Source organism: Pseudomonas sp. PVC-5-1, from assembly GCF_057444345.1.
Genome location: NZ_CM172024.1, coordinates 1267913 through 1294242, shown reverse-complemented (window position 1 = coordinate 1294242; position 26330 = coordinate 1267913). Strand labels below are relative to the sequence as shown.

Here is a 26330-nt window from a genome sequence, read left to right as displayed (position 1 = left end):
TTACTCCGCCTCGCTGGCGCTGAGCACGTAGCCCTTGCCCCACACGGTACGGATCTGCCGTTCGTGATAGCCGATGCCCTTGAGCTTGCGGCGTATCTGGCTGACGTGCATGTCCAGGCTGCGGTCATGCCGCGAATAGCCTCGCTGTAGCACTTGCTGGTAAAGGAACGGCTTGCTCAGGACTTCGTCGAGGTTGCGGTTGAGAATGTCGAGCAGGCGGTATTCGCTGGGTGTCAGGCCGGCCAGGCGGCCATCCAGGCGCACGTCGCACAGCGCCTCGTCATATTGCAACTCGCCACCGCCTTCCTGCACCTGCGGGGCTTGATGGCGCCGCTCGAGGGCCACACGGCGCAGGATAGCCTCGATGCGCACCCGCAGCTCTGCCATGCTGAACGGCTTGGGCAGGTAGTCGTCGGCACCACGCTGGAAGCCGCTGATGCGGTCGGCTTCGGCCCCTAGCGCCGACATCAGGATCACCGGCGTGGCGCTGCGCTTGCGCAACTGCGCCAGGGCATCCAGGCCGTTTAGCCCGGGCAGCAGGATGTCCATGAGGACCACGTCGAAAGCATGGCGTCCCGCCGTTTCAAGGCCCTCCAGGCCATTGCGGCACCAGGTCACCTGGAAGCCGCCGCGCTGCAGCTCTTCGTGCAGATAGGCACCGAGGACCGGATCATCCTCGATGGCGAGGATATTGGAGTTGTGAATAGCTACAGGATTCATTGGCAACTGCCATGCATTCTCAATTGCGTGATTATTGAGTATCCAGCGCCTGCCAGGCAACCGCCCTGCGACCAATGCCGCTGCAAGGGCACAAAACACGTACTAAAGAGGTGCAATAGCACGGCAGGCGGAGTAACTTCCCGGCTTGGCCGTCATCGCTTGACGGTGTCCAGGCACATGACAGGAGGCGAGTGTGCTCGATCGCTTGGGAATTCGCAGCCGGGTCCTGCTGCTGGCCCTGCTGCCGGCCGGCCTGATGGCATTGGTGCTGGGTAGCTACTTCACCTGGCTGCAACAGAACGACCTGCGCACCCAGCTGCTGCAACGCGGCAAGATGATCGCCGAGCAACTGGCGCCGTTGGCCGCGCCTGCCATGGCTAAGCTGGCACCGGCACAACTTGAGCGCATTGCCGCACAAACACTGGAGCAGGCCGATGTGCGCGCAGTCGCCTTCCTGGCCCCGGACCGCACGCGCCTGGCACATGCCGGCCCGAGCATGCTAAACCAGCCGCCCAGCGGCGGCACCGGCACCCAGCTGCTGCAACGCAGCGGCAATGACGCCACCCGCTATCTGATGCCAGTGTTCGGCCACCACCGCGACCTGGCCACCGATGCCGTGCCGACCGAAGCCGAACGCCTGCTGGGCTGGGTCGAGATCGAGCTGTCCCACGACGGCACCCTGCTGCGCGGCTACCGCAACCTGTTCACCAGCCTGTTGCTGATTCTCGCCTGCCTGGTGCTCAGCGGCCTGCTGGCACTGCGCATGAGCCGCACCATCAACGACCCGATCAAGCGCATCAAGCATGCGGTCAACCAGCTCAAGGACGGCCACCTCGAGGAGCGCCTGCCGGCCATGGGCAGCCACGAGCTTGACGAGCTGGCGCGCGGCATCAACCGTATGGCCGAAACCTTGCACAACGCCCACGAAGAGCTGCAGCACAGCATCGACCAGGCCACCGAGGACGTACGCCAGAACCTGGAAACCATCGAGATCCAGAACATCGAGCTGGACATGGCGCGCAAGGAAGCCTTGGAGGCCAGCCGCATCAAGTCGGAATTCCTGGCCAACATGAGCCACGAAATCCGCACCCCGCTCAACGGCATCCTCGGTTTCACCCACCTGCTGCAAAAAAGCGAGCTGACACCGCGCCAGCTCGACTACCTGAGCACCATCGAGAAGTCTGCCGACAACCTGCTCGGGATCATCAACGAGATCCTCGACTTCTCCAAGATCGAGGCCGGCAAGCTGGTGCTCGACAGCATCCCCTTCAACCTGCGCGACCTGATCCAGGACACCCTGACCATCCTCGCCCCGGCCGCCCACGCCAAGCAGCTGGAACTGCTCAGCCTGATCTACCGCGATACCCCGTCGTCGCTGATCGGCGACCCGTTGCGGCTCAAGCAGATCCTTACCAACCTGGTCAGCAACGCAATCAAGTTCACCCGCGAGGGCACCATCGTCGTACGCGCCATGCTCGAAGATGAGCACGAGGACAGTGCGCAGCTGCGCATCAGCGTGCAGGACACCGGCATCGGCTTGTCGCCGCAGGATGTGCGTACGCTGTTCCAGGCCTTCAGCCAGGCCGACAACTCGCTGGCCCGCCAGCCTGGCGGCACCGGCCTGGGGCTGGTGATTTCCAAGCGCCTGATCGAGCAGATGGGCGGCGAAATCGGCGTCGACAGCACACCGGGCGAGGGTTCGCAGTTCTGGATCAGCCTCAACCTGCCCAAGGCCCACGATGGTGTCGAGGAGCTGCCGCTGCAACCGCTGCTGGGCCGCCGCGCAGCCATCGTCGATGGCCACGAACTGGCGCGCCAGGCGTTGGAGCACCAGCTGGAAGACTGCGGCCTCAGCGTCAGCCTGTTCGCCTCCTTCGACCAACTGCTGCAGGGCGTGCAAGCCGCCAGCCAGGCCGGCCTGCCGTTCGAGTTCGCCGTGCTCGGGGCCAACCTTGGCAACCTGTCGCCCGAGCAGCTGGGCCATTACCATCAGCAGCTCGAGCGCTACCATTGCCAGTGCGTGGTGCTGTGCCCGACCACCGAGCAGGCGCTGTACCACCCGTACCTTCCCAACGGCCATGGCCAGTTGCTGTCCAAGCCGACCTGCACGCGCAAACTGCGCCGCCTGTTGCTGGAACTGGTGCAACCGCGCCGCCCGCAGGGCGAGGTGAACAGCATCAACGGCCAGCGCCAGCCGAAGATCCTCTGCGTCGACGACAACCCCGCCAACCTACTGCTGGTGCAGACCCTGCTCGAAGACCTGGGCGCCGAGGTGCTGGCCGTCGACAACGGCTATGCGGCAGTACAGGCGGTACAGAACGAACCGTTCGACCTGGTGCTGATGGACGTGCAGATGCCCGGCATGGACGGCCGCGCCTGCACCGAGCAGATCCGCCTGTGGGAAAACACCCAAAGCGGCGACCCGTTGCCGATCGTCGCCCTCACCGCCCACGCCATGGCCAACGAGAAACGCGCGTTGCTGCATGGAGGCATGGACGACTACCTGACCAAGCCAATCAGCGAACGGCAGCTGGCCCAGGTGGTAATGAAATGGACCGGCCTGAGCCTGGGTGCGCCAGAGCAGGAACGCCTGGCCGAGCAACTGGCCAACGGTGATGACCTGAAGGTGCTGGACCCTGAGGAAGGCCTGCGCCTGGCCGCCGGCAAAGCGGACCTGGCGGCCGATATGCTGAGCATGCTGCTGGGCTCGCTGGAAGCCGACCGCGAAGCCATACGCGCCGCCCGCGAGGCCGACGACCGCAACCGCCTGATCGAACAGGTGCACCGCCTGAACGGCGCCTCACGTTATTGCGGCGTCCCGCAGTTGCGGGCCGCGTGCCAGCGCAGCGAAACCTTGCTCAAGCAGGAAAACCCGCTGGCACAACTGGCACTGGACGAACTGGATGCGGCGATCAACCGCCTGGCGGCGCAGGCCAGATTGAGCGCCTGACACAGTTCCCTGTGGGAGCGGGCGTGCCCGCGAACATGGGCGAAGCCCGTGCCATCCACCGCGAAGTCTTCTTCGCGGGCACGCCCGCTCCCACAGTGGCCCGCGCCATATTCAAGGTATGCTGTACCTCCTGCACTGGAAAAGGAACCCACCATGCGCGCCCTGTTGTTCAGCAGCCAGCACTACGACCAGGAAAGCTTCACCCGTGCCGCCAGCGGCACCACACTGGACCTGCACTTCCAGCCCGCCCGCCTGACCCTCGACACCGCTACCCTGGCCAATGGCTACGAGGTGGTCTGCGCCTTCATCAATGACGAGCTCGACGCCCAGGTGCTGCAGCGCCTGGCCGCAGGCGGCACGCGCCTGGTCGCCCTGCGCTCGGCCGGCTACAACCATGTCGACCTGGCCGCCGCCCAGCGCCTGGGCCTGACCGTAGTGCGAGTGCCGGCCTACTCGCCGCACGCCGTGGCCGAACACGCCGTGGCGCTGATCCTGGCCCTGAACCGGCGCCTGCACCGGGCCTACAACCGCACCCGCGAGGGTGACTTCACCCTGCATGGGCTGACCGGCTTCGACCTGCACGGCAAGACCGTCGGCGTGGTCGGTACCGGCCAGATCGGCACAGCCTTTGCTCGCATCATGGCTGGTTTCGGCTGCCAGTTACTGGCTTATGACCCCTACCCCAACCCCGAGTTGCTGGCCTTGGGCGCGCGCTACCTGCCATTGCCCGAGTTGCTGCGCGAAGCCCGCGTCATCAGCCTGCACTGCCCGCTGACCGAGCACACCCGGCACCTGATCAATGCACAAAGCCTGGCCCAGCTGCAGCCCGGCGCCATGCTGATCAACACCGGCCGCGGCGCGCTGGTCGACACCCCGGCGCTGATCGACGCACTGAAGAGCGGTCAGCTCGGCTACCTCGGCCTGGACGTATACGAAGAAGAAGCCCAGCTGTTCTTCGAGGACCGCTCCGACCTGCCGCTGCAGGACGACGTGCTGGCCCGTCTGCTGACCTTCCCCAACGTGATCATCACTGCCCACCAGGCGTTCCTTACCCGCGAGGCACTGGATGCCATCGCCGCGACCACGCTGGACAACATCAACCGCTGGGCGGCAGGCAATCCACAGAATCTGGTGATGGGTTAGTGCTAGGATACGCGGCATTTCTGGAGGACCCATGGTCGAGCACGATTTCCGCTACACCCTTTTCAACCCGCAACATACCCTGATCGAGTGCCGCGCCCTGGTGCCGGGCCGCTACCAGGTCACCGGCAACGGCGGCTCGATGCACAAAGGCGACACCCTGCTGGTCACCCTCAAGGGCAGCAAGGACTTGTCCATGCGCCTGACAGTGGAGAGCGTGCGCCACCTGATCAACCCGCGCGGCCAGTGGGTTGCCGTGGCCAGCGGCCCGGTGTTCAACGAGCTGGAAATCCTCACCTGGCAGGTCGCGTGCGACAGCTGCGACGCCGTGCTGGACTTCGAGTTCGCGGTGGACGCCAAGCTGGGCAAGAAAGCCCGCCAGCCTGCCGCCAGCGCGCGCGTTGCCGAGCTGGGCTGGGCCAGCCGTGGCGAAAAACACCTGTGCCCGCGTTGCCAGGAGAGCGCCGAGTGAAAAATCTGCTGACCGGCGTGCTGATTGCCACCGGCCTGCTCGGCTGCGCCGCAGAACCTTCCAAGCTGCAGCAGGAGCGCAGCTATGTGCTGGAGTGGATTGGCGAACGGCCGCTGATCGACTACAGCCACCTGACCCTGACCTTGGCCAGCGATGGCCGTGCCTATGGCAATGGCGGCTGCAACCACTGGTTCGCGCCATACACACTGGACGGCGAGCACCTCAGCTTCGGCAAGGTCGGCAAGACCCGCAAGCTCTGCGCGCCGGCGTTGATGGAGCAGGAAAAGCGCTTCCTGCAGGCGCTGGAAACAGTGCAGCGCTGGGATGTGTCGCCTATCGAGCAGATGCGTTTCTGGCCGGCCGAAGGCAAGCCACTGCGCTTCTGGCCTGAGGAAGGCTGAATATTGCCGGGGCCGCTTTGCGGCCCATCGCGGCACAAGGCCGCTCCTATGTATGGACTCGCCCACACTGTCTAGCTGCTTTTGAACATAGGAACCCGGTTGCATCTATGTATCAGGCCTGTTCGAGGAAGCTTTTTGCTTCTGGCCGACATCGTGGTGAGCTCGCAGCGTGCCGTTTACATTGAGGCCACTGCATCGGGCCTGTAGGAGCGGAGGCATCAGTCTGCGACGGTCTTACCAGGGGTCAATGTTCACTAGCAGGGGTTGGAGCGCTTAGCGCCCCGGTGGCATTACTCGGTTGGTCAGAGGCTCATGGCAGCCTCCGGGTTGCTGTTCGGTTTGTGTTGATAAACCTGGTCGTTCTGTAACAGGGCCCAGATAATGCGCAGATTTCGATTAGCCAGTCTGATCGCCGCTTCCTTGCGCCCAAGGCGGGATAGCCAGCGCAAGAGGCGGCGATCGTCTGGCTGATCGGAATCAGGCCTTAGCTGACTCAAGACAGCATGTGCGCCCTGGATCATCAGGCTACGTATGTAGCCGTCACCTCGCTTGCTCATCCTGCCCAATCTGACTTTGTTTCCACTGCTGTGCTGATCGGGCACGATACCGAAGAAGGCGGAATACATTCGGCCACTGGCGAAGCGGCTGGGCTCGGTCTGTTTCGCCACGATCGCCGTGGCGATGATAGGGCCTACGCCACGAATGGTGACCAGTCGCTGTGCGACTTTATCCTCCCGGGCTGTCGCTTCGAGCCGTCTACTGAGCCCCGCAATGCGTTCACCCAGAGACAGCCAGTCCGTCAACAGCTCATCGAGCAACTCACGCAATAGGTCGGGCAAAGGTAAAGAGGCATCCTCAAGAGACCGCGGCACATGCTTACCAATCGCAGCGTCGCCCTGTGGCATGGATACGCCATGCTCAAGCAGCAAACCACGTATCTGGTTACCCAGCGCGGTATGCCGCTTGATGTTGCCGCGGCGGATACGGTGCAGTGCTTGAATAGCCAGTGCTGTGGTGCTCTTGATCGATATCGAGGCAATACTGGTATCGCGACCGGCGCGCAAAATGGCATGGGTGTCGTTACGGTCGTTCTTCGCGCCGCTGCGGTGTTCGGCGACTCGTTGCGCAGGCAGGATGCGAACCGCATTACCTTTGGCCTGCAGCAGCCTTGCCCAGGCTTGTGCACCTGGGCCGCACTCCATCAAGACGGTCACTGTCGCTGGCAACCTGAGCAGGAAATCATGAAAGGCCTGACGGGATTTGATGCGATCTTCGTAGATCACCCGACCGGTAGCATCCTCGCCTGCTAACTGAAAGACCTGCTTGGCCAGGTCTACACAGATGGTTGTGCAAAGCTCCACATCAGTGGACGACAGGGAACCTTGCTTGGAACTATGCTTTTTCATGGTCTCGCCCTCGCTGCCGTTGGCTTCTTAGAACGCCACCGTGGCACTGTGATGCCTCGGCGGGGGCGAGTCCATCGATTACATGGGATGCGATCTCCTGTAGGAGCGGCCTTGTGTCGCGATGGGCTGCAAAGCAGCCCCAAAATGCATCAGGCGCCCTTCAGCGCCTTGATCTTGGCCTGCAGCCCTTCCAGGGTCTGCTCGCCCATAAGTTGCTCCCGCACCTTGCCCTTGTCATCGATGATGTAGGTCACCGGCAATGCCTCGCTACGTGGCAGGTCATAGCGCTCGGCCGGGTCCTGCGCCAATACGGTGAAAGCGATGCCCAGGGTTTCGGCAGCCTGCTTCAGCTCCTGCCCTTGCAAGCCATCGAAGTTCACCCCCACCACCTTGATACCATCGGCCGCCCACTGCTTGGCTGCCGCGTTCAGTTCAGGGATTTCGGTACGGCACGGCCCGCACCATTCGGCCCAGTAGTTGAGCACCAGCCAGTGCCCGTCGATCTGTTCGGCCTTAACCGTATTACCGTGTTGGTCCACGCCATAATCGGCACCGCAACCACCGAGCAACAGGCTCGCGGTGATGGCCAGTACTGCTGCCAGACGCCTTGCCATGGGTCAATCCTTCTCGAGTTTTAAAGCAAATTGGTCAGTCGCTGCGGTTAGAATAGCCGCCACACCCTGCTGGATGCGACCCGACATGACCGACCTCACGCTCTATCATAACCCGCGCTGCTCGAAATCCCGCGGCGCCCTGGAACTGCTCGAAGCTCGCGGCCTGGCGCCGACAATCGTGCGCTACCTCGAGACCCCGCCCGACGCGGCCACCCTGACGGCTCTGCTCGGCAAGCTGGGCATCGCCCCGCGCCAGCTGCTGCGTACCGGCGAGGACGAGTACAAGGAGCTGAACCTGGCCGACCCGTCGCTTACCGACGCGCAACTGATCGACGCCATGGCCCGGCACCCCAAGCTGATCGAGCGGCCGATCTTCATCGCTGGCGACAAGGCCGTGGTCGGCCGGCCACCCGAGAAAGTACTGGAGATCCTGCCGTGAGCGAGCCCTACATCCTGGTGCTGTATTACAGCCGCCATGGGTCGACCAGCGAGATGGCCCGGCACATCGCCCGCGGCATCGAGCTGGCCGGCATGGAAGCCCGCCTGCGCACGGTACCGGCGATTTCCACCGAGTGCGAAGCAGTGGCCCCGGACATCCCGGCCAACGGTGCGCTGTACGCCACCCTGGACGACCTGCGCCACTGCGCCGGCCTGGTACTGGGCAGCCCGACCCGCTTCGGCAACATGGCGGCGCCGCTCAAGTACTTCCTGGATGGCACCAGCAGCCTGTGGCTGGGCGGTGAACTGGTCGGCAAGCCGGCAGGCGTGTTCACCTCTACCGCCAGCCTGCACGGCGGGCAGGAAACCACTCTGCTGTCGATGATGCTGCCGCTGATGCACCACGGCATGCTGGTGATGGGCCTGCCGTACAGCGAATCGGCATTGCTCGAAACCCGTGGCGGCGGCACCCCGTATGGCGCCAGCCATCATGCTGGCGCCGATGGCAAGCGCGAGCTCGACCAGCACGAGATAGCCCTGTGCCGCGCCCTTGGCCAACGCCTGGCGACCACTGCAAAGGCCCTGGAGGCTGCACGTGGCTAAGAAGCCCAAGGTATTGCCGCCGCTTGAGTGGCTGGCGCCTCGCCTGCGCCTGACGCGGGCGCTGAGCCTGGCATTCTTCTTCGGCCTGATCGCCCTGCTGGTGGCGAACAACCTGTGGTTCGCCAACCTGCACGGGGCGCGGGTCGAGGTGATCCTGGCGATCGAACTGGTGCCGTTGCTGCTGTTGCTGCCGGGCATGCTGACAGGCAGCGCCCGGGCACATGCCTGGACCTGCTTCGTGGTGAATATCTATTTCATCAAGGGCGTGCTGGCGGCGTTCGACCCGGCGCGGGCGGTATTTGGCTGGGTTGAAGTACTGGTGAGCCTGGGGCTGTTCATTGCCGGGCTGCTGTATGTGCGCTGGAAATTCCAGCATGAGCGGCGCATGGCGGGCGAAGGCAGTTAGATTCTTCGCGGGCTTGCCCGCTCCCACAGGGTTCGCGCCACACTTGAGGTCGGCGCTGTACCTGTGGGAGCGGGCATGCTCGCGAAGGGGCCAACACAACTCTCAATGGTTGACGGTATGCGCCAGCATCACCGACAACTGGCACAGCGGCCGCCCACTCTCCGCATGCCACTGGTTGAACGCCTGCTGCACCAAGGCCAGGTCCCGCTGGCTGGTCGGCGGCTTGTCGACCACCTTCTGCGCAATCAACGCCGCAGCCATGTCATCGGTAGGGATGAACGTGTCCTTGCCAACCATTCGCAGGAAGCGCGGTGCCGACAACCCGCCCAGCTGGTTGCCTTGCTTGGCCAGGTATTTCCACAAACCGACGATGTCGGTCACCGGCCAGTCGGCGATGAAGGCGCCGAAACTGCCCTTCTCCTTGGCCACGTCAAGAACCATCTGCGCATTGCGCGGCACGCTCTTGAGCTTGCCCAGGTGGCGAATGATGCGCTCGTCGTGCATCAGCCGCTCGAGGTGCTCGGCGCCCATCAATACCACCTTCTCCGGGGCGAAGCCGAAGAACACCTGCTCGAACGCCGGCCACTTGGCATCCACCAGGCTGTGCTTGAGCCCGGCGCGGAACACGCGCAGGGCCAAGGTCGAAAGGTAGCGGTCGTCGCTGATATCACGCAGTTGCGCCGGTGTGCGCGGCTGCGGCAGGAAGGCCTCCAGGGCCTGGGCCGAGCCGAAGCGGTTCAGGCAGTACTCGTACAACCACTGGTAATCGCGCATGGGCTCAGATGTTCAGCACGTCAAGGAAACGCGGAGTGGCATTCTCGTCGATCTTCAGGCTGGTGAAGTCGAACAGGTTGCGGTCGGCCAACTGCGACGGTGCCACGTTCTGCAGGGCACGGAAGATGCTCTCGGTACGCCCCGGGTGCTTGCGCTCCCACTCCACCAGCATGTCCTTGACCACCTGGCGCTGCAGGTTTTCCTGCGAACCGCACAGGTTGCACGGGATGATCGGGAATTCCTTCATGTCCGAGTAGGCCTGGATATCCTTTTCGCTGCAGTAGGCCAGCGGGCGGATCACCACGTTGCGGCCATCGTCGGCGCGCAGCTTCGGCGGCATGCCCTTGAGCGCACCGTTGAAGAACATGTTGAGGAAGAAGGTTTCGACGATATCGTCGCGGTGGTGCCCCAGCGCCATCTTGGTCGCGCCGATTTCGTCGGCAAAGGTGTACAGGGTGCCACGGCGCAGGCGCGAACACAGCGAGCAGGTGGTCTTGCCCTCGGGGACAAGCTCCTTGACCACCGAATAGGTGTCCTTCTCGACAATGTGGTACTCGACGCCCAGTTCCTTCAGGTAGGCCGGCAGCACATGCTCGGGGAACCCCGGCTGCTTCTGGTCCATGTTCACCGCGACGATCTCGAACTTGATCGGTGCAACCTTCTGCAGGTGCAACAGAACGTCGAGCATGGTGTAGCTGTCCTTGCCGCCGGACAGGCAGACCATGACCTTGTCGCCATCCTCGATCATGTTGTAGTCGGTGATGGCTTCGCCGGCGAGACGACGCAGGCGTTTTTGCAGTTTGTTCTGGTTGACCGAGAGGGTGCCCATAGCGCTTGGATCCGCGAGGTGTGACAAAAGCCGGCTATTTTACGCACAAACGCGGCGGCGCTGTAGGCATTCCGATAAAGACTTCATTGTAATCAACAGCGCGCCTTACAGCGCAATTTGCTCTAAAAAGCACGGTTTATGCGGGTAACGGCTTCCTATACTGCGACATAAGGCCACATTACCGCTTGCTTCGGTGTTCGGGCCTAGGGCCGCTTGCGCTCCATCTGGGGGGCGTTTGGCAACATTGAGAGGAGTGATCGGCATGATTCATCACGTTGTGGGGCTGTTTACCCATCCCGACCAGGAATGGCGGGAAATTCGTGGCGAAGAAGAAACCATCAGCCACATGTACCTGACGCACACCCTGATCCTGGCTGCGATCCCCGCCGTTTCGGCGTTCATCGGTACCACCCAGGTCGGCTGGGTGATCGGCGACCGGCCAGCGGTGATGCTGACCATGGAAAGCGCCATCTGGATGAGCATCATGTCGTACCTGGCGATGCTTGCCGGGGTGGCGGTAATGGGGGCGTTCATCCACTGGATGGCCCGCACCTACGATGCCAACCCGTCCATGGCACAGTGCATCGCCTTTGCCACCTACACCGCCACACCGTTGTTCATCGGCGGCCTGGCTGCGCTGTACCCGCACCTGTGGCTGGGCATGCTGATCGGCACGGCCGCCATCTGCTACACGGTGTACCTGTTGTACGTCGGTTTGCCGACGTTCATGAACATACCCTCCGACGAAGGCTTCCTGTTCTCCAGCTCGGTGCTGGCGGTAGGCCTTGTGGTACTGGTGGCGATCATGGCCGCCACGGTGATCATCTGGGGACTGGGCGTGGGGCCCGTCTACACCAACTAGAACAGACTCGACCAACACTGGGGCATCAAACCTGGGGCCGCCGCAAGGCGGCCTCTGGCTGTGCGCTGACCGGTGGCTCGGCAGGTTGCCCGGGGTTGCGGCATAATGTCCGGTCAGGAGAACCACCCCGCCATGCCCGAGCTGCTCAGACAACGCGTCGAAACCTGTTACCAGCAAGCTGAAACCTTCTTCAAACGCCCCTTCCCACGCCCGGAAATCAGCTTCAAGCTGCGCGGGCAAAAAGCCGGCGTCGCCCACCTGCACGAGAACCTGCTGCGCTTCAACCTGCAGCTTTACCGCGAAAACCAGGAAGACTTCCTGCGCCAGACCGTGGCCCATGAGGTGGCGCACCTGGTGGCACACCATCTGTTCGGCGACCGCATCCAGGCCCATGGCGAAGAGTGGCAGCTGATCATGCGCGGGGTGTATGAACTGCCGCCCAACCGTTGCCACAACTACGAAGTGCAAAGGCGCGTGGTGACCCGCTACATCTACCGCTGCCCCTGCCCGCAGAGCGACTTCCCGTTTACCGCGCAGCGGCACAAGCTGGTGCGCCAAGGGCGGCGCTACCTGTGCAAGCGGTGTCGGGAGATATTGGTGTATAGCGGCGAGACGCGCGTCGAATAGATTGTGTATTGCCTGTTCCGGCCTCTTCGCGGGCTTGCCCGCTCCCACAGGGGTACCACTGACCTCAGGCCTTGTGATATCCCTGTGGGAGCGGGCAAGCCCGCGAAAGGGCCGGTACAGGCGATATATGAATCACAGGCACAAGAAAGGCGACCCGGGGGTCGCCTTCTTTTGCATCAGCCTGCGCCTTACTTCTCGACGAAGGCTCGCTCGATCAGGTAGTCACCCGGCTCGCGCATGCGCGGGGAAATCTTCAGACCGAAGCTGTCCAGCACTTCGCTGGTTTCGTCGAGCATGCTCGGGCTGCCGCAGATCATCGCGCGGTCGTCCTGCGGGTTGATCGGTGGCAGGCCGATGTCGCTGAACAGCTTGCCGCTGCGCATCAGGTCGGTCAGGCGGCCCTGGTTCTCGAACGGTTCACGGGTCACGGTCGGGTAGTAGATCAGCTTGTCGCGAACCGACTCACCGAAGAACTCGTTCTGCGGCAGGTGCTCGGTGATGAACTCGCGGTAGGCCACTTCGTTCACGTAGCGCACGCCGTGCACCAGGATCACTTTCTCGAAGCGCTCGTAGGTTTCCGGGTCCTGGATGACACTCATGAACGGTGCCAGGCCAGTGCCGGTGCTCAGCAGGTACAAATGCTTGCCCGGGTTCAGGTCGTCGAGTACCAGGGTACCGGTAGGCTTCTTGCTGATGATGATCTCGTCGCCTTCCTTCAGGTGCTGCAGCTGCGAGGTCAGCGGACCGTCCGGCACCTTGATGCTGAAGAACTCCAGGTGCTCTTCCCAGTTCGGCGAGGCGATGGAATAGGCGCGCATGAGCGGACGGCCGCTTTCTTGTTGCAGGCCGATCATCACGAACTGACCGTTCTCGAAGCGCAGGCCCGGGTCGCGGGTGCACTTGAAGCTGAACAGGGTGTCGTTCCAGTGGTGCACACTGAGGACACGTTCGTGGTTCATGTTGCTCATTTAATGGGGCTCCTGAAGAAAGACGCGGCGCGCGCAAGACGCGCAGTTGCGCGATAGTTTAGGGGCAGCGACAATATCTGTTAACTGGATTATCAAGATATGTGTTATCGGTTATATCGATATGCGATTTACACTTCGTCAACTGCAAGTCTTCGTTGCCGTGGCCCAGCACCAGAGCGTTTCCCGCGCCGCCAGTGTGTTGGCCTTGTCACAGTCGGCCGCCAGCACCTCGATCACCGAGCTTGAGCGACAGTCCAGCTGCCAGCTGTTCGACCGGGCCGGCAAGCGCCTGAGCCTCAACGCCCTGGGCCAGCAACTGTTGCCGCAGGCAGTGGCCCTGCTCGACCAGGCCAAGGAAATCGAAGACCTGCTCAACGGCAAGTCCGGTTTCGGCTCGCTGGCAGTCGGCGCCACGCTGACCATCGGCAACTACCTGGCCACCCTGCTGATCGGCAGCTTCATGCAGGTGCACCCGGAAAGCCAGGTGAAGCTGCATGTGCAGAACACCGCGCATATCGTGCAACAGGTGGCGCATTACGAAATTGATCTGGGTCTGATCGAAGGCGATTGCAACCACCCGGACCTGGAAGTGCAGCCCTGGGTCGAGGACGAACTTGTGGTGTTCTGCGCGCCACAGCATCCGCTGGCCAAACTGGGACGCGCCGATGTACAGACCTTGTCCCAGGAGGCGTGGATCCTGCGCGAACAGGGCTCAGGCACGCGCCTGACTTTCGACCAGGCCATGCGCCACCACCGCACCAACCTCAACATCCGCCTGGAGCTGGAACACACCGAAGCCATCAAGCGCGCGGTGGAGTCGGGCCTGGGCATCGGCTGCATCTCGCGCCTTGCCCTGCGTGACGCCTTCCGCCGCGGCAGCCTGGTAGCGGTGGAAACCCCGGAGCTGGACCTGATGCGCCAGTTCTACTTCATCTGGCACAAACAGAAGTACCAGACCTCGGCCATGCGCGAATTTCTCGAACTGTGCCGCAACTTCACCGCGGGTTTCACACGCAGTGACGAGATCGTGTTGCCACCGATCGCTTAAAGCAGGATCACACCCCACACCAGCGCCACCATGGTCAGTGCCACCAGCTGCGCGGCGCTGCCCATGTCCTTGGCGTTTTTCGACAGTGGGTGGCGCTCCAGCGAAATACGATCGATGGCTGCCTCCACCGCCGAGTTGAACAATTCGACGATCAAGCCCAACAGGCAAACGGCGATCATGATTGCACGCTCTGCACGGCTGACCGGCAGCCAGAAGGCAATCGGGACCAGCAGCACGTTGAGCAGCACCAGTTGGCGGAACGCGGCCTCACCCTTGAAAGCAGCGCGCAGCCCATCCAGCGAATATCCGGCGGCGTTGAAGATACGTTTGAGGCCAGTCTGGCCCTTGAATGGCGATGTCATGTGAGTCACTTCACAGCGGAAAGGCCAGCAGACTAGACCGGCACGGGTAAAAAAAGCGTGAAGCCACGCCCACTCAGCTGCTGGCAACCGATTCAAGTTGTTGCAGCAACAACGCCGCCTGGGTGCGGGTACGCACACCCAGCTTGCGGAAGATCGCCGTCACGTGAGCCTTGATGGTTGCTTCCGACACGTTCAGCTCATAGGCGATCTGCTTGTTCAGCAACCCTTCGCAGACCATGGTCAGCACCCGGAACTGCTGCGGCGTGAGGCTGGCAAGGCCTTCGCTGGCGGCCTTGGCTTCGGCCGAGACATCGACCTTTTCGAACGCCTGCGGCGGCCACCAGACCTCACCATCGAGCACCTTGCGCACCGCATCCTGGATCACTTCCAGGGTGCTGGACTTGGGAATGAAGCCACTGGCGCCAAATTCGCGGGACTTGACCACCACTGCAGCCTCTTCCTGCGCCGATACCATCACCACGGGGATCTGCGGGTATTGCCCGCGCAGCAGCACCAGCCCGGAAAAACCGTAGGCACCCGGCATGTTCAAGTCCAGCAACACCAGGTCCCAGTTGTCTTTTTCGCTCAGACGGGTTTCCAGTTCGGCAATGCTGGCAACTTCTACCAGGCGTACATCCGGGCCCAGGCCGAGGGTAACGGCCTGGCGCAAGGCGCCACGGAACAGCGGGTGGTCATCGGCAATCAGGATTTCGTAAGTGGCCATCGATCTGGGGATCCTGTTCTGTGTCGGGCACTCGGTTAAGGGTCATTATGAACCAAAGCAGGGGTTGTGCCCCTTGGACTATAGGAAGGTATGCAAACGCTGGTGGGTGTCGTCCTGCTCGTCCAGCGGCAGGCGACGCTTGCCGCTCAGGTAATGCAGGCTGAACACATCCAGGTAGGCGTCCAGCGCCTGCGAGGCCTGGGTATCGCCGGCAAGGTCCAGGCACATGGCCGCGACTTCCGCGGTACAGAAGTGATCATCGCGCTTGGAGCGGCGCAGGCGGTAGCGGGACATCTGCTCGGCCTGCAGGCTCAACACCGGGAAGCGATCAAGGTACGGGCTTTTGCGGAACATCTTGCGCGCTTCGGTCCAGGTGGCATCCAGCAGGATGAACAGCGGACGCTTGCCGGGCTCACGCACTACCTCGCTGACCACTCGCTCCTGGGCAACGAATTCGCCGGGGAAGACGATGTAGGGCTGCCAACGCGGGTCGTCCAGCAACGCCAGCAAGCGTTCGTCTACCGAAGTGCGCAGCCAGCCGAAAGCCGAGGTGTCCTCGATCAGGTCGGCAATCAGCCAACCGGTATTGGTGGGCTTGAGCGGCTCGGTGTCATGCATCAGCAGGCACACGCCGGACTCGGCCTGCACCCGGGGCTTCCAGGCGCACAGGCAATGAGTGGCAATGACCCGGCAATCGGGGCAGCGTTCGGCACGTGAACCACGGGCGATGAAGGGCTTGTTGCTGCGAGCCAGGCGTTCGGCGCGCAGGCGCGCTACCGCATGGCTCATGCCGGCAGGCCTCTGGACAGGTTGGGAATGGACACAAGGATGACTCGGAGAAAACTAAGGGCGCCAGTCTACCAGAACAGGGGGCAATTGCTGTGCAGGTGGCGACGCGGTCCTTATAATCGCTGCTTTACCGTACCCCAGCCTCGCGCCTGCGCGATTTTCAGGGAACGCCGTCGACCCGCGCATGTCAAAGCGCCAGTCATCGAACCAGGAGAGATTCATGCTGCGCCGTATCGTCCCCGCCCTGAGCCTGTTGCTCGCCCTGCCCCTGGCAGCCCAGGCGGCTTCCAAGCAGGAATACGACCTGAACAACATGTTGCAGAAGGTTGCCAAAGAGAGCAGTGTCGGCACCCCGCGAGCCATCAACGAGGACATCCTCGACCAAGGTTACACGGTGGAAGGCAAGGCACTGGTCAACCACCTGAGCGTGCGCCAAGACCATGCCGCGCGCATGCAGGCCAACCCCGAACAGGTCCGCAGCCAGCTGGGTGATAGCGTCTGCCGCAACAGCGGTTTCCGTAACCTGATGTCCAAAGGCGCGGTGATGGTCTACCGCTTCACGGTATACAAGACCAATCAACCGATCATGGACCAGGCGTTCGACAACGCCAGCTGCGTGGCCGGCAACAAGAAGAAGTAAACCAGCTCGGATCGCTACGCCTTCTCGTCTTCACGGGCGCACCAGCGCCCCTCAGCGGCATCAGCGCGCATCTCTGCCAGCAGCGCCTGCAGGTAGCGCGACTGGCATTCCAGCCCCGACAGCCTGCGCCGGCACTCGTTCTCCAGGCTCAGGTGATGCATCTGGGCCGCATTCTCCAGCTGCTGGTAAAGCTGCCGGTCAACTTCGATGATCAAGCGATGCATACCGCCACCTCCTGCATCGACACGTTTCGCTTTACCCAGTTAACCAAACCCGCATCCCCCGTGGCTGCATGCCGACGGGCGGCTGTGTCGAACACCCCCGGCAGGATTGAGCGCAAGGGTCTAGATTGAGGTCAGAGGTATAGGTGCAGAAGGAGACGTTGCATGCCTTACCAATCGAGTGAACTGCTGTTCAGCCATTTCCGCGACAACAACATCGACCTGAGCAACATCGACGCACAACTGCAACTGGTGGCACCGAACAGCCCCAACCTGGCGCTGTACCGCGACATGATGCTGACCATCCTGCGCATGGCCCATGACGACACCGACCGCTGGAGCGCCAAGATCACCCTGCAGGCCCTGCGCGAACTGGACCATTCGTTCCGCACCCTGGAACGCTACAAGGACCGCCGCAAGGTGACCGTGTTCGGCTCGGCGCGCACCCCGCTGGAACACCCGATGTACGCCCTGGCCCGCGAACTGGGCGCAACCCTGGCGCGCTCCGACCTGATGGTAATAACCGGTGCCGGCGGCGGCATCATGGCAGCCGCCCACGAAGGCGCCGGCAGCGACCACAGCCTGGGATTCAACATCACCCTACCCTTCGAACAACACGCCAACCCCACGGTAGATGGCACCGACAAGCTGCTGCCGTTCCATTTCTTCTTCATCCGCAAGCTGTTCTTCGTCAAGGAGGCCGATGGCCTGGTGCTGTGCCCGGGTGGTTTCGGCACTTTGGATGAAGCATTGGAGGTGCTGACCCTGATCCAGACCGGCAAGAGCCCGCTGGTACCGGTGGTGCTGCTGGACTCACCAGGTGGCAGCTTCTGGCGCGACTGCCTGGACTTCATCAGCCGCCAACTGGAGGAAAACCGCTACATCTTGCCCAGCGACCTGAAACTGCTGCGCCTGGTGCACAGCGCTGACGAGGCAGTGGAGGAAATCAACCAGTTCTACAGCAACTACCACTCCAGCCGCTGGCTGAAGAGCCAGTTCGTGATCCGCATGCATCACCCGCTCAGCGAAGCGGCGCTGTATGACATCCAGGAAGGCTTTGCCGATTTGCGTTTGAGTGGCAAGTACCACCAGCAACCTGACAGCAGCGCCGAGCACGAAGTGGGCAACTTCAACCACCTGACCCGCTTGTCATTTGCCTTCAATGGCCGGGATCAGGGCAGGCTGCGCGAGCTGGTGGATTTCATCAACCTGCCGGAGAACTGGGCCAAGCCGCAGCCCATGCATACGACGCAGCGGGCCAGGGAGGCGTTGAAGGTCAGTTGATCGTGACACAGGTCCGCTCCCGCAAAGGACTGCAAAACGGCCCCAGCCCTCAGTAATCGTCGCGATCACGCCCACTGAGCAGCCGGCCGATCATGTCCATGGGGAAACCCCGGTAAGCCAGAAACCGGGTCTGCTGGGCACGGCCGCGGGGATCTTGCGGGCGCTGCCCGGCAAACTTGCGCTGCCATACGTCACGCATGCGCTCGCCCCAGTCCACCTCGCTCTCGCGTAGCGCCTGCTCGATATCAGCACGCGCCAAACCGCGCTGGCCTAGCTCTTCGCGAATACGCGCAGGGCCATAGCCGGAGCTTGAACGGTACCGGATGAAACTTTCGAGGTAGCGGGCTTCGCTAAGCAACCCTTCTTCGGCGAGCCGATCGAGTTCAGGCCCAATCAACTCGTCCGAAGCGCCGCGCTGACGCAACTTGCGCGTCAGCTCGACGCGACCGTGCTCACGTCGCGCAAGCAGGTCCATGGCTGTCCGCCGGATGGCGACGGGGGTGTCGAGTACGGCGGACATGTTCGGCTATCTACCGCGCAATCAATAGCCGGCGTCAGCGTCGGCCATGTCATCGGCATCGGCTTCGGCAGCAGCAGCCTTGCCAGCAGCCGCAACAGCACCAGCGGTCAGCAGCTTCTCGCGAATCTGCTTCTCAATCTCGGCGCCAATAGCCGGGTTCTCAGCAAGGTACTTCGCGGCGTTTGCTTTGCCTTGACCGATCTTGTTGCCTTGGTAGGCGTACCAGGCACCGGATTTCTCGACCAGGCCTTGGGAAACACCCAGGTCAATGATCTCGCCGTTACGGTAGATACCCTTGCCGTAGAGGATCTGGAACTCAGCCTGACGGAATGGCGGCGAAACCTTGTTCTTGACGATCTTGACGCGGGTTTCGCTACCGACCACCTCGTCGCCTTCCTTGACCGCACCGGTACGGCGAATATCCAGACGCACCGAGGCGTAGAACTTCAGGGCGTTACCACCGGTGGTGGTTTCCGGGCTGCCGAACATCACACCGATCTTCATACGGATCTGGTTGATGAAGATGACCAGGCAGTTGGCGTTCTTGATGTTACCGGTGATCTTGCGCAGCGCCTGGGACATCAGGCGCGCCTGCAGACCCACGTGCATGTCACCCATCTCGCCTTCGATCTCGGCCTTCGGTACCAAGGCGGCCACGGAGTCGACGATGATCACGTCAACGGCGTTGGAACGCACCAGCATGTCGGTGATTTCCAGGGCCTGTTCGCCGGTGTCCGGCTGCGAAACCAGCAGGTCGTCGACGTTGACGCCCAGCTTGCCGGCGTACTCGGGGTCGAGGGCGTGTTCGGCGTCGACGAAGGCGCAGGTGGCGCCGTTTTTCTGGGCTTCGGCGATGACCGACAGGGTCAGCGTAGTCTTACCCGACGACTCCGGGCCGTAGATCTCGACGATACGGCCTTTTGGCAGGCCGCCGATGCCCAGGGCGATGTCCAGGCCCAGCGAGCCGGTGGAGATGGCAGGGATAGCCTGGCGCTCGTGGTCGCCCATGCGCATGACGGCGCCCTTGCCGAATTGGCGTTCGATCTGACCCAGGGCCGCAGCCAAGGCGCGCTTCTTGTTGTCGTCCATTGAAATCCTCACGTGTTCGACTTGGCCCTGACGGCCGGAATACCTGTATAAGTAGCCAGTATTATTCCACAGGCAGGCGCCCGCGCAAACCCCTGTCGTCGATTTACTCGGCACCAAGCTGTAACAAGCCGTCTAACGCGGCGATCACCGTCTGTCGACGCACCGCCTCGCGGTCGCCGTCGAACTGGCGCCGCTCGCTGAATACATGGTTGCCATCGGCCCAGGCCAGCCACACGGTCCCCACCGGTTTGGCCGGCGAACCACCGTCCGGCCCGGCCACGCCGCTCACCGCCACGGCAAAGCGCGCGCCGCTGGCGGCCTGGGCGCCGCGGACCATGGCTTCGACCACTTCCTGGCTGACCGCGCCAACCTGGCCGAACAACGCCGCGGGCACTCCCAGCTGACGGGTTTTCTGGATGTTGGAATAGGTCACGTACCCAGCCTCGAACCAGGCCGAGCTGCCGGGCACGCGGGTGATGGCCTCGGCGATGCCGCCACCGGTGCAGGATTCGGCGGTGGTCACCTGCGCGTTGAAGCGGCGCAGGTGTTCACCCAGGCGGGTGGCAAGCGTAGTGATCGGGTCCATGTCGGGCTCCTTGGAGGCAGGCTTCTACCCTAGCATCTTGGTGAGGTGGGATGGGCGCCCGCTTCGGTCTCGCACATCACTTGTTCCAGGCCACTACCGGCCACGGCAGGGGCGCCGGGCGGAATATCGCAGGTACAGCCCGCCGGGTAGCCGTGTTAACCTATGCGGCTTGAAAATCCGGTGGGTCTCGGCGTCGCGCATGCAACACAGAACGCCCCAATTTGCCCCACAATATTGAGACCTACTTTTTAAGCCATTGATGAATAAAGCAATTTCCGATTTCTCCGCACACACCCCGATGATGCAGCAGTACTGGAAGCTGAAGAACCAGCACCCGGACCAGCTGATGTTCTACCGCATGGGCGACTTCTACGAGATCTTCTACGAAGATGCGAAAAAAGCCGCAAAGCTGCTGGACATCACCCTGACCGCGCGCGGTCAGTCGGCCGGCCAGTCCATCCCCATGTGCGGGATTCCGTTCCATTCGCTGGAAGGCTACCTGGCCAAGCTGGTCAAGCTCGGCGAATCGGTGGTGATCTGCGAGCAGATTGGCGACCCCGCCACCAGCAAGGGCCCGGTGGAACGCCAGGTGGTGCGCATCATCACCCCGGGTACGGTCAGCGACGAGGCCCTGCTCGACGAGCGTCGCGACAACCTGATTGCCGCGCTGCTCGGGGACGAGCGCCTGTTCGGCCTGGCCGTACTGGACATCACCAGTGGCAACTTCAGCGTGCAGGAGATCAAGGGCTGGGAAAACCTGCTGGCCGAGCTCGAGCGCCTCAACCCGGTCGAACTGTTGATCCCCGACGACTGGCCGCGCGACCTGCCTGCCGAGAAACGACCGGGCGCCCGTCGCCGTGCGCCATGGGACTTCGACCGCGACTCGGCGCGCAAGGCCCTGTGCCAGCAGTTCGCGACCAAGGACCTCAAGGGCTTTGGCTGCGACAAGCTGACCCTGGCCATCGGTGCCGCCGGTTGCCTGCTGATCTATGCCAAGGAAACCCAGCGCACCGCCCTGCCACACCTGCGCAGCCTGCGCCACGAACGCCTGGACGACACGGTCATTCTCGACGGTGCCAGCCGCCGCAACCTGGAGCTGGACATCAACCTGGCCGGCGGCCGAGACAACACCCTGCAGTCGGTGATCGACCGCTGCCAGACCGCCATGGCCAGCCGTTTGCTGAGCCGCTGGTTGAACCGCCCGTTGCGCGATCTCAAGGTGCTGCAGGCGCGCCAGGACTCGATCCGCTGCCTGCTCGACGGCTACCGCTTCGAGAAGCTGCAGCCGCAGCTCAAGGAAATTGGCGATATCGAGCGGATTCTCGCCCGTATCGGCCTGCGCAACGCCCGCCCACGCGATCTGGCACGCCTGCGCGATGCACTTGGGGCGCTGCCCGAGTTGCAGAATGCCATGGCCGAGCTGGAGGCACCGCACCTGGCGCGTCTGGCCGCCATTACCGGCACCTATCCCGAACTGGCCAGCCTGCTGGAGCGGGCGATCATAGACAACCCGCCGGCGGTGATCCGCGATGGCGGCGTGCTCAAAGCCGGCTATGACAACGAACTGGACGAGTTGCTGGCGATCAGCGAAAACGCCGGCCAATTCCTGATCGATCTGGAAGCGCGGGAAAAGGCCCGTACTGGCCTTGCCAACCTCAAGGTCGGCTACAACCGGGTGCACGGCTACTTCATCGAACTACCGACCAAGCAGGCCGAGCAGGCCCCGGGTGACTACATCCGCCGCCAGACCCTAAAGGGCGCCGAGCGCTTCATCACCCCGGAGCTGAAGGCGTTCGAGGACAAGGCACTGTCGGCCAAGAGCCGCGCCCTGGCCCGCGAGAAGATGCTCTACGATGCCCTGCTGGAAACCCTGATCAGCCACCTGGCACCGCTGCAGGACAGCGCCGCCGCCCTGGCCGAACTGGACGTGCTCAGCAACCTGGCCGAACGAGCACTGAACCTCGACCTGAACTGCCCACGCTTCGTAGACGAGCCGTGCCTGCGCATCGAGCAGGGCCGTCACCCAGTGGTGGAACAGGTACTGACCACACCGTTCGTGGCCAACGACCTGGGCTTGGACAACAGCACGCGCATGCTGATCATCACCGGCCCGAACATGGGCGGTAAGTCCACCTACATGCGCCAGACCGCCCTGATCGTGCTGCTGGCGCATATCGGCAGCTTCGTGCCGGCTGCCAGCTGCGAGCTGTCGCTGGTCGACCGCATCTTCACCCGCATCGGCTCCAGCGACGACCTGGCCGGCGGCCGCTCGACCTTCATGGTCGAGATGAGCGAAACCGCCAACATCCTGCACAACGCCACCGACCGCAGTCTGGTGCTGATGGACGAAGTGGGCCGCGGCACCAGTACCTTCGACGGCCTGTCGCTGGCCTGGGCCGCCGCAGAGCGCCTGGCCCAGCTGCGCGCCTACACGCTGTTCGCCACGCACTACTTCGAACTCACCGTGCTGCCGGAAAGCGAGCCACTGGTGGCCAACGTGCACCTGAACGCCACCGAACACAACGAACGCATCGTATTCCTGCACCACGTGCTGCCTGGTCCTGCCAGCCAGAGCTACGGCCTGGCCGTGGCGCAGCTGGCCGGCGTGCCGACGGCCGTCATCCAGCGTGCCCGTGAACACTTGGCGAGGCTGGAAACCACCAGCCTGCCGCATGAACAACCCACGGCCCAAAAGGCCAAGGACGTGCCACAGGTCCCGCACCAGAGTGACCTGTTCGCCAGCCTGCCACACCCGGCCATAGAGAAGCTGGGCAAGCTGCAGCTGGACGAAATGACCCCGCGTCAAGCTATCGAAATGCTATATCAACTAAAGAACCTGTTATAACGGCGCCCACTACAAGCTGGTAGAATCCGCCGCGGTTTGCTGGTGCTGCAGGTTATTAGCCTGGCCTGCAGCCACATACCCGTAAACCGCGCGGCCCTGAGAGGAAGGGCCGCCGCCGTCGCCTGAGGAGAGAATTAGAAATGACCTTCGTCGTCACCGACAACTGCATCAAATGCAAATACACCGACTGCGTGGAAGTCTGTCCGGTGGACTGCTTCTACGAAGGCCCGAACTTCCTGGTCATCCACCCGGACGAGTGCATCGACTGTGCCCTGTGCGAGCCGGAATGCCCAGCGCAAGCCATCTTCTCGGAAGACGAAGTGCCTGCGGGCATGGAAAACTTCATCGAGCTGAACGCCGAACTGGCGGAAATCTGGCCGAACATCACCGAGCGTAAGGACGCCTTGCCGGACGCTGAGGAATGGGATGGCAAGACTGGCAAGATTGCCGATCTGGAGCGCTGATAGCGTCCGGACACTAAAAAGGCCCTTTGGGGCCTTTTTTGTTTTCTGCGGGCAAAAAAAAGGGGCGGTTTGACCCGCCCACATTTTTTCCGTAGTCCCTGCTTGTCCCAAACATCATCCTGATGAAATCGCGTCTTGCGATGTCCCTGGCTTTCCTCCTGAAAGCCTGTGCATGTCCCTGTGCACAGTTCGAATACTAGCGACTTGAGCCTGGCCGGCAACCGCGAAACCTCACAGGGTGTTGCAGGTGACACATCTCCTCACAGCTGAATAAGTCCGGATTTTCAATGAGTTGGGAAAACGCAGGATCTGGATACGACAATGATTTACTGAAGCGTACATAGAAGGCTTACAGAACAAGTAAGCAAAGGCTTACACGCAATGTTATTGGGGTAGCGCGGTACATAAACGATATCTGTCTTTTGGGGCTGCACTGCGCGCGCCCCGGCAATTTCAGACAGGCATACAAAAACGCCCCGAAATCATCGGGGCGTTTTGTGCTACAGGCTTCCGCTACTGGAACAACGACTCACTGGACAGGCCGTTCTTCTCGAGAATCTCACGCAAACGCTTGAGCCCCTCGACCTGGATCTGTCGCACCCGTTCGCGGGTCAGGCCAATCTCCAGTCCAACATCTTCCAGGGTGCTGCTTTCATGCCCGCGCAAGCCAAAGCGGCGCACCACCACTTCACGCTGCTTGTCGGTCAACTCGCCCAGCCACTGGTCGATGCTCTGCGACAGGTCATCATCCTGCAGCAGTTCGCATGGGTCGGTCGGGCGGTCGTCGGTCAAGGTATCGAGCAGGGTCTTGTCCGAGTCTGGGCCGAGCGACACATCCACCGAAGACACCCGCTCGTTCAGGCCGAGCATGCGCTTGACCTCTGCGACCGGCTTCTCCAGCAGCGTGGCTATTTCTTCTGGCGAGGGTTCGTGGTCCAGTTTCTGGGTCAGCTCGCGCGCAGCGCGCAGGTAGACGTTCAGTTCCTTGACCACGTGGATCGGCAGGCGAATGGTGCGGGTCTGGTTCATGATCGCCCGCTCGATGGTCTGGCGAATCCACCAGGTCGCATAGGTCGAGAACCGGAAACCACGCTCCGGGTCGAACTTCTCGACCGCACGGATCAGCCCAAGGTTGCCCTCCTCGATCAGGTCGAGCAGCGACAGGCCGCGGTTCACGTAACGACGGGCAATTTTTACAACCAGGCGCAGGTTGCTTTCGATCATGCGCTTGCGGCCGGCAGGGTCGCCCTTTTGCGACAGTCGCGCAAAGTGCACTTCCTCTTCCGGCGAAAGCAGAGGCGAGAATCCTATCTCGTTGAGATACAACTGGGTGGCATCGAGCGCCCGGCTGTAATCGATGTACTTGTGTTGCTTGAGCGAAGAGCCCGACTTGGCCCTCGTCCGAACCGAAGATACAGCAGGTTCGTCTGACACCACATCCGTTTCCAAAACGATTCCCGTCTCCATCAGAAGCAGGTCATCGTCGATGTCAAACTCCGGCACTTCTTTACTGAGAGCCATTGTTATAGTCCTTTGCTGAGTTCGAACTCAGACTCGAGCGGCACCTATCTCCCTGGCAGCGCTGGAGCCTGTCCCCTCTACATCACAGGAACAGGCCGGGTACAACGGTCAACGACGTGGCAGGAACTGGAGCGGATCGACGGGTTTGCCCTGGCGGCGAATCTCGAAATGCAGCTTCACCCGATCTGTGCCCGTGGACCCCATTTCAGCAATCGACTGCCCTGCCTTGACCTGCTGCCCCTCCCGAACCAACAGCCTGCGGTTATGGCCGTAGGCACTGACGTAGGTATCGCTGTGCTTGATGATGATCAGTTCGCCGTAGCCCCTCAAGCCACTCCCGGCGTACACCACTGCACCATCAGACGCAGCAAAAACAGGCTGTCCCAAATCACCGGCGATATCAATGCCTTTATTCAAACTACCGTTTGAAGCGAATTTTCCAATCAGCACGCCGTTGGCAGGCCAGGTCCAGCCACCTACCGCACGCTCCGCGGCAGGCACCGTGGCGACCACCGGGGCGCTGCTGGAGGCTGCCGGCGTGGCCGGTTTGCTGGTGTTGCCAGGAGGTGTGCTGGTGCTTCCCACAGGCCGCCGGATGACCGTGGTCTTGCTCGACGACGACGGGCTGGACACCACCATGGTGCTGCCGGTAGAGCCGCTGCTGAAACGAATCGCTTGCCCCGGGCGAATGGTGTAAGGCGCCGCGATACCGTTGCGCGCAGCCAGCTCCTTGTAGTCCCAGCCATAACGGAAGGCGATGGAGAACAGCGTATCGCCAGGTTTGACGATGTACTGCCCGGTGGTTACTGCCGGGCGCTTGGGCACGGTGTTGTTGCGATCGACCACCCGCGCGCTGTTGCTGCTGGTGCTCGAGCAACCTACCAGTAGCGTGCCCATGGCCAGTGCAATCACCAGAAGCGTGAAACCCGACCCGTCCTTGCGCTGCCGAATGACTGTGTGACCCACCCGCGCTCCCCTCATGGTGCCGAAAACGAAATGACAACAAATGCAATATTATTGCAATTAT

At 62.4% G+C, this 26330-nt stretch carries 29 protein-coding genes; 14 read left to right on the top strand and 15 right to left on the bottom strand.

Annotation, left to right across the window (positions count from 1 at the left end; translation table 11 throughout):
- Nucleotides 1–720: a response regulator transcription factor gene (locus AC2T3R_RS05960; protein ID WP_367245320.1), complete on the bottom strand. Its 720-nt coding sequence runs from the start codon at nucleotides 718–720 to the stop codon at nucleotides 1–3.
- 193 nt (nucleotides 721–913) lie between these two features.
- On the opposite strand from AC2T3R_RS05960, the gene AC2T3R_RS05955 reads away from it, so the two are divergent.
- The 4 genes from AC2T3R_RS05955 to AC2T3R_RS05940 all read left to right on the top strand — a co-directional run bounded on the left by AC2T3R_RS05955 (nucleotide 914) and on the right by AC2T3R_RS05940 (nucleotide 5683).
- Nucleotides 914–3670 carry a response regulator gene (locus AC2T3R_RS05955; protein ID WP_061551297.1) on the top strand — a complete coding sequence of 919 codons (2757 nt, stop codon included), beginning with the start codon at nucleotides 914–916 and terminating at the stop codon, nucleotides 3668–3670.
- A gap of 153 nt (nucleotides 3671–3823) precedes the next feature.
- Entirely contained in the window at nucleotides 3824–4813 is a 990-nt protein-coding gene (locus AC2T3R_RS05950; protein ID WP_410951279.1) for a 2-hydroxyacid dehydrogenase, read from the top strand.
- Nucleotides 4814–4844: 31 nt separating this feature from the next.
- Complete coding sequence (locus tag AC2T3R_RS05945; protein WP_004375491.1) at nucleotides 4845–5282, top strand: hypothetical protein; 438 nt, start codon at nucleotides 4845–4847, stop codon at nucleotides 5280–5282.
- Nucleotides 5279–5683, top strand: a complete 405-nt coding sequence (locus AC2T3R_RS05940) for an META domain-containing protein (protein ID WP_004375489.1) — start codon at nucleotides 5279–5281, stop codon at nucleotides 5681–5683. The genes AC2T3R_RS05945 and AC2T3R_RS05940 overlap by 4 nt, the downstream gene beginning before the upstream one ends.
- A gap of 302 nt (nucleotides 5684–5985) precedes the next feature.
- On the opposite strand, the gene AC2T3R_RS05935 is transcribed toward AC2T3R_RS05940, so the two are convergent.
- Both AC2T3R_RS05935 and AC2T3R_RS05930 read right to left on the bottom strand, forming a co-directional pair.
- Nucleotides 5986–7044: an IS110 family RNA-guided transposase gene (locus AC2T3R_RS05935; protein WP_085665802.1), complete on the bottom strand. Its 1059-nt coding sequence runs from the start codon at nucleotides 7042–7044 to the stop codon at nucleotides 5986–5988.
- A 194-nt stretch (nucleotides 7045–7238) separates the two neighbouring features.
- Nucleotides 7239–7703: a TlpA disulfide reductase family protein gene (locus AC2T3R_RS05930; protein ID WP_015269224.1), complete on the bottom strand. Its 465-nt coding sequence runs from the start codon at nucleotides 7701–7703 to the stop codon at nucleotides 7239–7241.
- A gap of 85 nt (nucleotides 7704–7788) precedes the next feature.
- Between AC2T3R_RS05930 and arsC the strand changes: the two genes are divergently transcribed.
- From arsC to AC2T3R_RS05915, 3 genes are read left to right on the top strand one after another with little or no spacing between them, the layout of a single operon-like run.
- Entirely contained in the window at nucleotides 7789–8142 is a 354-nt protein-coding gene (gene arsC / locus AC2T3R_RS05925; protein ID WP_137137980.1) for an arsenate reductase (glutaredoxin), read from the top strand.
- Nucleotides 8139–8744 carry an NAD(P)H:quinone oxidoreductase gene (gene wrbA / locus AC2T3R_RS05920; RefSeq protein ID WP_015269222.1) on the top strand — a complete coding sequence of 202 codons (606 nt, stop codon included), beginning with the start codon at nucleotides 8139–8141 and terminating at the stop codon, nucleotides 8742–8744. Before arsC ends, wrbA begins: the two co-directional genes overlap by 4 nt.
- Nucleotides 8737–9150, top strand: a complete 414-nt coding sequence (locus AC2T3R_RS05915) for a DUF2069 domain-containing protein (RefSeq protein ID WP_015269221.1) — start codon at nucleotides 8737–8739, stop codon at nucleotides 9148–9150. Before wrbA ends, AC2T3R_RS05915 begins: the two co-directional genes overlap by 8 nt.
- 102 nt (nucleotides 9151–9252) lie before the next feature.
- Here AC2T3R_RS05915 and AC2T3R_RS05910 read toward each other — a convergent pair whose 3' ends face one another.
- Both AC2T3R_RS05910 and ttcA read right to left on the bottom strand, forming a co-directional pair.
- Nucleotides 9253–9924, bottom strand: coding sequence for a DNA-3-methyladenine glycosylase I (locus AC2T3R_RS05910; protein ID WP_367245318.1), 672 nt, complete (start codon nucleotides 9922–9924; stop codon nucleotides 9253–9255).
- Nucleotides 9925–9928: 4 nt separating this feature from the next.
- Nucleotides 9929–10753 (bottom strand): tRNA 2-thiocytidine(32) synthetase TtcA, encoded by an 825-nt coding sequence (gene ttcA / locus AC2T3R_RS05905; RefSeq protein ID WP_012270926.1) that lies wholly within the window; start codon nucleotides 10751–10753, stop codon nucleotides 9929–9931.
- A gap of 262 nt (nucleotides 10754–11015) precedes the next feature.
- Between ttcA and AC2T3R_RS05900 the strand changes: the two genes are divergently transcribed.
- Both AC2T3R_RS05900 and AC2T3R_RS05895 read left to right on the top strand, forming a co-directional pair.
- Nucleotides 11016–11615: a Yip1 family protein gene (locus AC2T3R_RS05900; RefSeq protein WP_003252385.1), complete on the top strand. Its 600-nt coding sequence runs from the start codon at nucleotides 11016–11018 to the stop codon at nucleotides 11613–11615.
- Between the two features lie 132 nt (nucleotides 11616–11747).
- Complete coding sequence (locus AC2T3R_RS05895) at nucleotides 11748–12242, top strand: SprT family zinc-dependent metalloprotease (protein ID WP_013971347.1); 495 nt, start codon at nucleotides 11748–11750, stop codon at nucleotides 12240–12242.
- Nucleotides 12243–12430: 188 nt separating this feature from the next.
- Here AC2T3R_RS05895 and fpr read toward each other — a convergent pair whose 3' ends face one another.
- Nucleotides 12431–13210, bottom strand: coding sequence for a ferredoxin-NADP reductase (gene fpr / locus AC2T3R_RS05890; protein WP_004375483.1), 780 nt, complete (start codon nucleotides 13208–13210; stop codon nucleotides 12431–12433).
- A gap of 121 nt (nucleotides 13211–13331) precedes the next feature.
- Between fpr and finR the strand changes: the two genes are divergently transcribed.
- A complete protein-coding gene (gene finR / locus AC2T3R_RS05885; RefSeq protein ID WP_004375481.1) occupies nucleotides 13332–14258 on the top strand; it encodes a LysR family transcriptional regulator FinR in 927 nt (308 codons plus the stop codon).
- Here the strand turns inward: finR and AC2T3R_RS05880 are convergent.
- The 3 genes from AC2T3R_RS05880 to AC2T3R_RS05870 form a co-directional block, all read right to left on the bottom strand.
- Nucleotides 14255–14620: a diacylglycerol kinase gene (locus AC2T3R_RS05880; RefSeq protein ID WP_004375479.1), complete on the bottom strand. Its 366-nt coding sequence runs from the start codon at nucleotides 14618–14620 to the stop codon at nucleotides 14255–14257. The genes finR and AC2T3R_RS05880 overlap by 4 nt on opposite strands.
- Nucleotides 14621–14693: 73 nt before the next feature.
- Nucleotides 14694–15344: a response regulator transcription factor ErdR gene (gene erdR / locus AC2T3R_RS05875; protein WP_015269217.1), complete on the bottom strand. Its 651-nt coding sequence runs from the start codon at nucleotides 15342–15344 to the stop codon at nucleotides 14694–14696.
- A gap of 78 nt (nucleotides 15345–15422) precedes the next feature.
- Nucleotides 15423–16133 (bottom strand): tRNA-uridine aminocarboxypropyltransferase, encoded by a 711-nt coding sequence (locus tag AC2T3R_RS05870; RefSeq protein WP_013971344.1) that lies wholly within the window; start codon nucleotides 16131–16133, stop codon nucleotides 15423–15425.
- A 220-nt stretch (nucleotides 16134–16353) separates the two neighbouring features.
- On the opposite strand from AC2T3R_RS05870, the gene AC2T3R_RS05865 reads away from it, so the two are divergent.
- Entirely contained in the window at nucleotides 16354–16773 is a 420-nt protein-coding gene (locus AC2T3R_RS05865; RefSeq protein ID WP_013971343.1) for a quorum-sensing-regulated virulence factor family protein, read from the top strand.
- A gap of 14 nt (nucleotides 16774–16787) precedes the next feature.
- Here AC2T3R_RS05865 and AC2T3R_RS05860 read toward each other — a convergent pair whose 3' ends face one another.
- The gene (locus AC2T3R_RS05860; protein ID WP_004375471.1) at nucleotides 16788–16997 is read right to left on the bottom strand and encodes a hypothetical protein; all 210 of its coding nucleotides are present in this window, start codon (nucleotides 16995–16997) and stop codon (nucleotides 16788–16790) included.
- A gap of 162 nt (nucleotides 16998–17159) precedes the next feature.
- Here AC2T3R_RS05860 and AC2T3R_RS05855 point away from each other — a divergent pair, with 162 nt between their 5' ends.
- Entirely contained in the window at nucleotides 17160–18278 is a 1119-nt protein-coding gene (locus tag AC2T3R_RS05855) for an LOG family protein (protein WP_015269216.1), read from the top strand.
- A 49-nt stretch (nucleotides 18279–18327) separates the two neighbouring features.
- Here the strand turns inward: AC2T3R_RS05855 and recX are convergent, their stop codons facing one another.
- From recX to AC2T3R_RS05840, 3 genes are all read right to left on the bottom strand, one after another.
- Nucleotides 18328–18798 carry a recombination regulator RecX gene (gene recX / locus AC2T3R_RS05850; RefSeq protein WP_015269215.1) on the bottom strand — a complete coding sequence of 157 codons (471 nt, stop codon included), beginning with the start codon at nucleotides 18796–18798 and terminating at the stop codon, nucleotides 18328–18330.
- A 21-nt stretch (nucleotides 18799–18819) separates the two neighbouring features.
- On the bottom strand, nucleotides 18820–19887 hold the full coding sequence (recA, locus tag AC2T3R_RS05845; protein WP_013971339.1) for a recombinase RecA: 1068 nt from the start codon (nucleotides 19885–19887) through the stop codon (nucleotides 18820–18822).
- A gap of 103 nt (nucleotides 19888–19990) precedes the next feature.
- Nucleotides 19991–20473, bottom strand: coding sequence for a CinA family protein (locus AC2T3R_RS05840; protein ID WP_013971338.1), 483 nt, complete (start codon nucleotides 20471–20473; stop codon nucleotides 19991–19993).
- Nucleotides 20474–20744: 271 nt separating this feature from the next.
- Here AC2T3R_RS05840 and mutS point away from each other — a divergent pair, with 271 nt between their 5' ends.
- Nucleotides 20745–23318 (top strand): DNA mismatch repair protein MutS, encoded by a 2574-nt coding sequence (gene mutS / locus AC2T3R_RS05835; RefSeq protein WP_024086401.1) that lies wholly within the window; start codon nucleotides 20745–20747, stop codon nucleotides 23316–23318.
- A gap of 140 nt (nucleotides 23319–23458) precedes the next feature.
- Nucleotides 23459–23782: a ferredoxin FdxA gene (fdxA, locus tag AC2T3R_RS05830; protein WP_004375459.1), complete on the top strand. Its 324-nt coding sequence runs from the start codon at nucleotides 23459–23461 to the stop codon at nucleotides 23780–23782.
- Nucleotides 23783–24295: 513 nt separating this feature from the next.
- Here the strand turns inward: fdxA and rpoS are convergent.
- Entirely contained in the window at nucleotides 24296–25303 is a 1008-nt protein-coding gene (rpoS, locus tag AC2T3R_RS05825; RefSeq protein ID WP_013971277.1) for an RNA polymerase sigma factor RpoS, read from the bottom strand.
- Between the two features lie 108 nt (nucleotides 25304–25411).
- Nucleotides 25412–26269: a peptidoglycan DD-metalloendopeptidase family protein gene (locus AC2T3R_RS05820; RefSeq protein WP_410951282.1), complete on the bottom strand. Its 858-nt coding sequence runs from the start codon at nucleotides 26267–26269 to the stop codon at nucleotides 25412–25414.
- Between the last annotated feature and the right edge of the window lie 61 nt (nucleotides 26270–26330).

Excerpts from the sequence above, each read along its gene's own strand:
- AC2T3R_RS05960 (WP_367245320.1), bottom strand. The coding sequence starts at position 720 with ATGAATCCTGTAGCTATTCACAACTCCAATATCCTCGCCATCGAGGAT.
- AC2T3R_RS05950 (WP_410951279.1), top strand. The coding sequence starts at position 3,824 with ATGCGCGCCCTGTTGTTCAGCAGCCAGCACTACGACCAGGAAAGCTTC.
- AC2T3R_RS05945 (WP_004375491.1), top strand. The coding sequence starts at position 4,845 with ATGGTCGAGCACGATTTCCGCTACACCCTTTTCAACCCGCAACATACC.
- AC2T3R_RS05930 (WP_015269224.1), bottom strand. The coding sequence starts at position 7,703 with ATGGCAAGGCGTCTGGCAGCAGTACTGGCCATCACCGCGAGCCTGTTG.
- arsC (WP_137137980.1), top strand. The coding sequence starts at position 7,789 with ATGACCGACCTCACGCTCTATCATAACCCGCGCTGCTCGAAATCCCGC.
- AC2T3R_RS05910 (WP_367245318.1), bottom strand. The coding sequence starts at position 9,924 with ATGCGCGATTACCAGTGGTTGTACGAGTACTGCCTGAACCGCTTCGGC.
- ttcA (WP_012270926.1), bottom strand. The coding sequence starts at position 10,753 with ATGGGCACCCTCTCGGTCAACCAGAACAAACTGCAAAAACGCCTGCGT.
- AC2T3R_RS05900 (WP_003252385.1), top strand. The coding sequence starts at position 11,016 with ATGATTCATCACGTTGTGGGGCTGTTTACCCATCCCGACCAGGAATGG.
- AC2T3R_RS05895 (WP_013971347.1), top strand. The coding sequence starts at position 11,748 with ATGCCCGAGCTGCTCAGACAACGCGTCGAAACCTGTTACCAGCAAGCT.
- fpr (WP_004375483.1), bottom strand. The coding sequence starts at position 13,210 with ATGAGCAACATGAACCACGAACGTGTCCTCAGTGTGCACCACTGGAAC.
- finR (WP_004375481.1), top strand. The coding sequence starts at position 13,332 with ATGCGATTTACACTTCGTCAACTGCAAGTCTTCGTTGCCGTGGCCCAG.
- AC2T3R_RS05880 (WP_004375479.1), bottom strand. The coding sequence starts at position 14,620 with ATGACATCGCCATTCAAGGGCCAGACTGGCCTCAAACGTATCTTCAAC.
- erdR (WP_015269217.1), bottom strand. The coding sequence starts at position 15,344 with ATGGCCACTTACGAAATCCTGATTGCCGATGACCACCCGCTGTTCCGT.
- AC2T3R_RS05870 (WP_013971344.1), bottom strand. The coding sequence starts at position 16,133 with ATGAGCCATGCGGTAGCGCGCCTGCGCGCCGAACGCCTGGCTCGCAGC.
- AC2T3R_RS05865 (WP_013971343.1), top strand. The coding sequence starts at position 16,354 with ATGCTGCGCCGTATCGTCCCCGCCCTGAGCCTGTTGCTCGCCCTGCCC.
- AC2T3R_RS05860 (WP_004375471.1), bottom strand. The coding sequence starts at position 16,997 with ATGCATCGCTTGATCATCGAAGTTGACCGGCAGCTTTACCAGCAGCTG.
- AC2T3R_RS05855 (WP_015269216.1), top strand. The coding sequence starts at position 17,160 with ATGCCTTACCAATCGAGTGAACTGCTGTTCAGCCATTTCCGCGACAAC.
- recX (WP_015269215.1), bottom strand. The coding sequence starts at position 18,798 with ATGTCCGCCGTACTCGACACCCCCGTCGCCATCCGGCGGACAGCCATG.
- recA (WP_013971339.1), bottom strand. The coding sequence starts at position 19,887 with ATGGACGACAACAAGAAGCGCGCCTTGGCTGCGGCCCTGGGTCAGATC.
- AC2T3R_RS05840 (WP_013971338.1), bottom strand. The coding sequence starts at position 20,473 with ATGGACCCGATCACTACGCTTGCCACCCGCCTGGGTGAACACCTGCGC.
- fdxA (WP_004375459.1), top strand. The coding sequence starts at position 23,459 with ATGACCTTCGTCGTCACCGACAACTGCATCAAATGCAAATACACCGAC.
- rpoS (WP_013971277.1), bottom strand. The coding sequence starts at position 25,303 with ATGGCTCTCAGTAAAGAAGTGCCGGAGTTTGACATCGACGATGACCTG.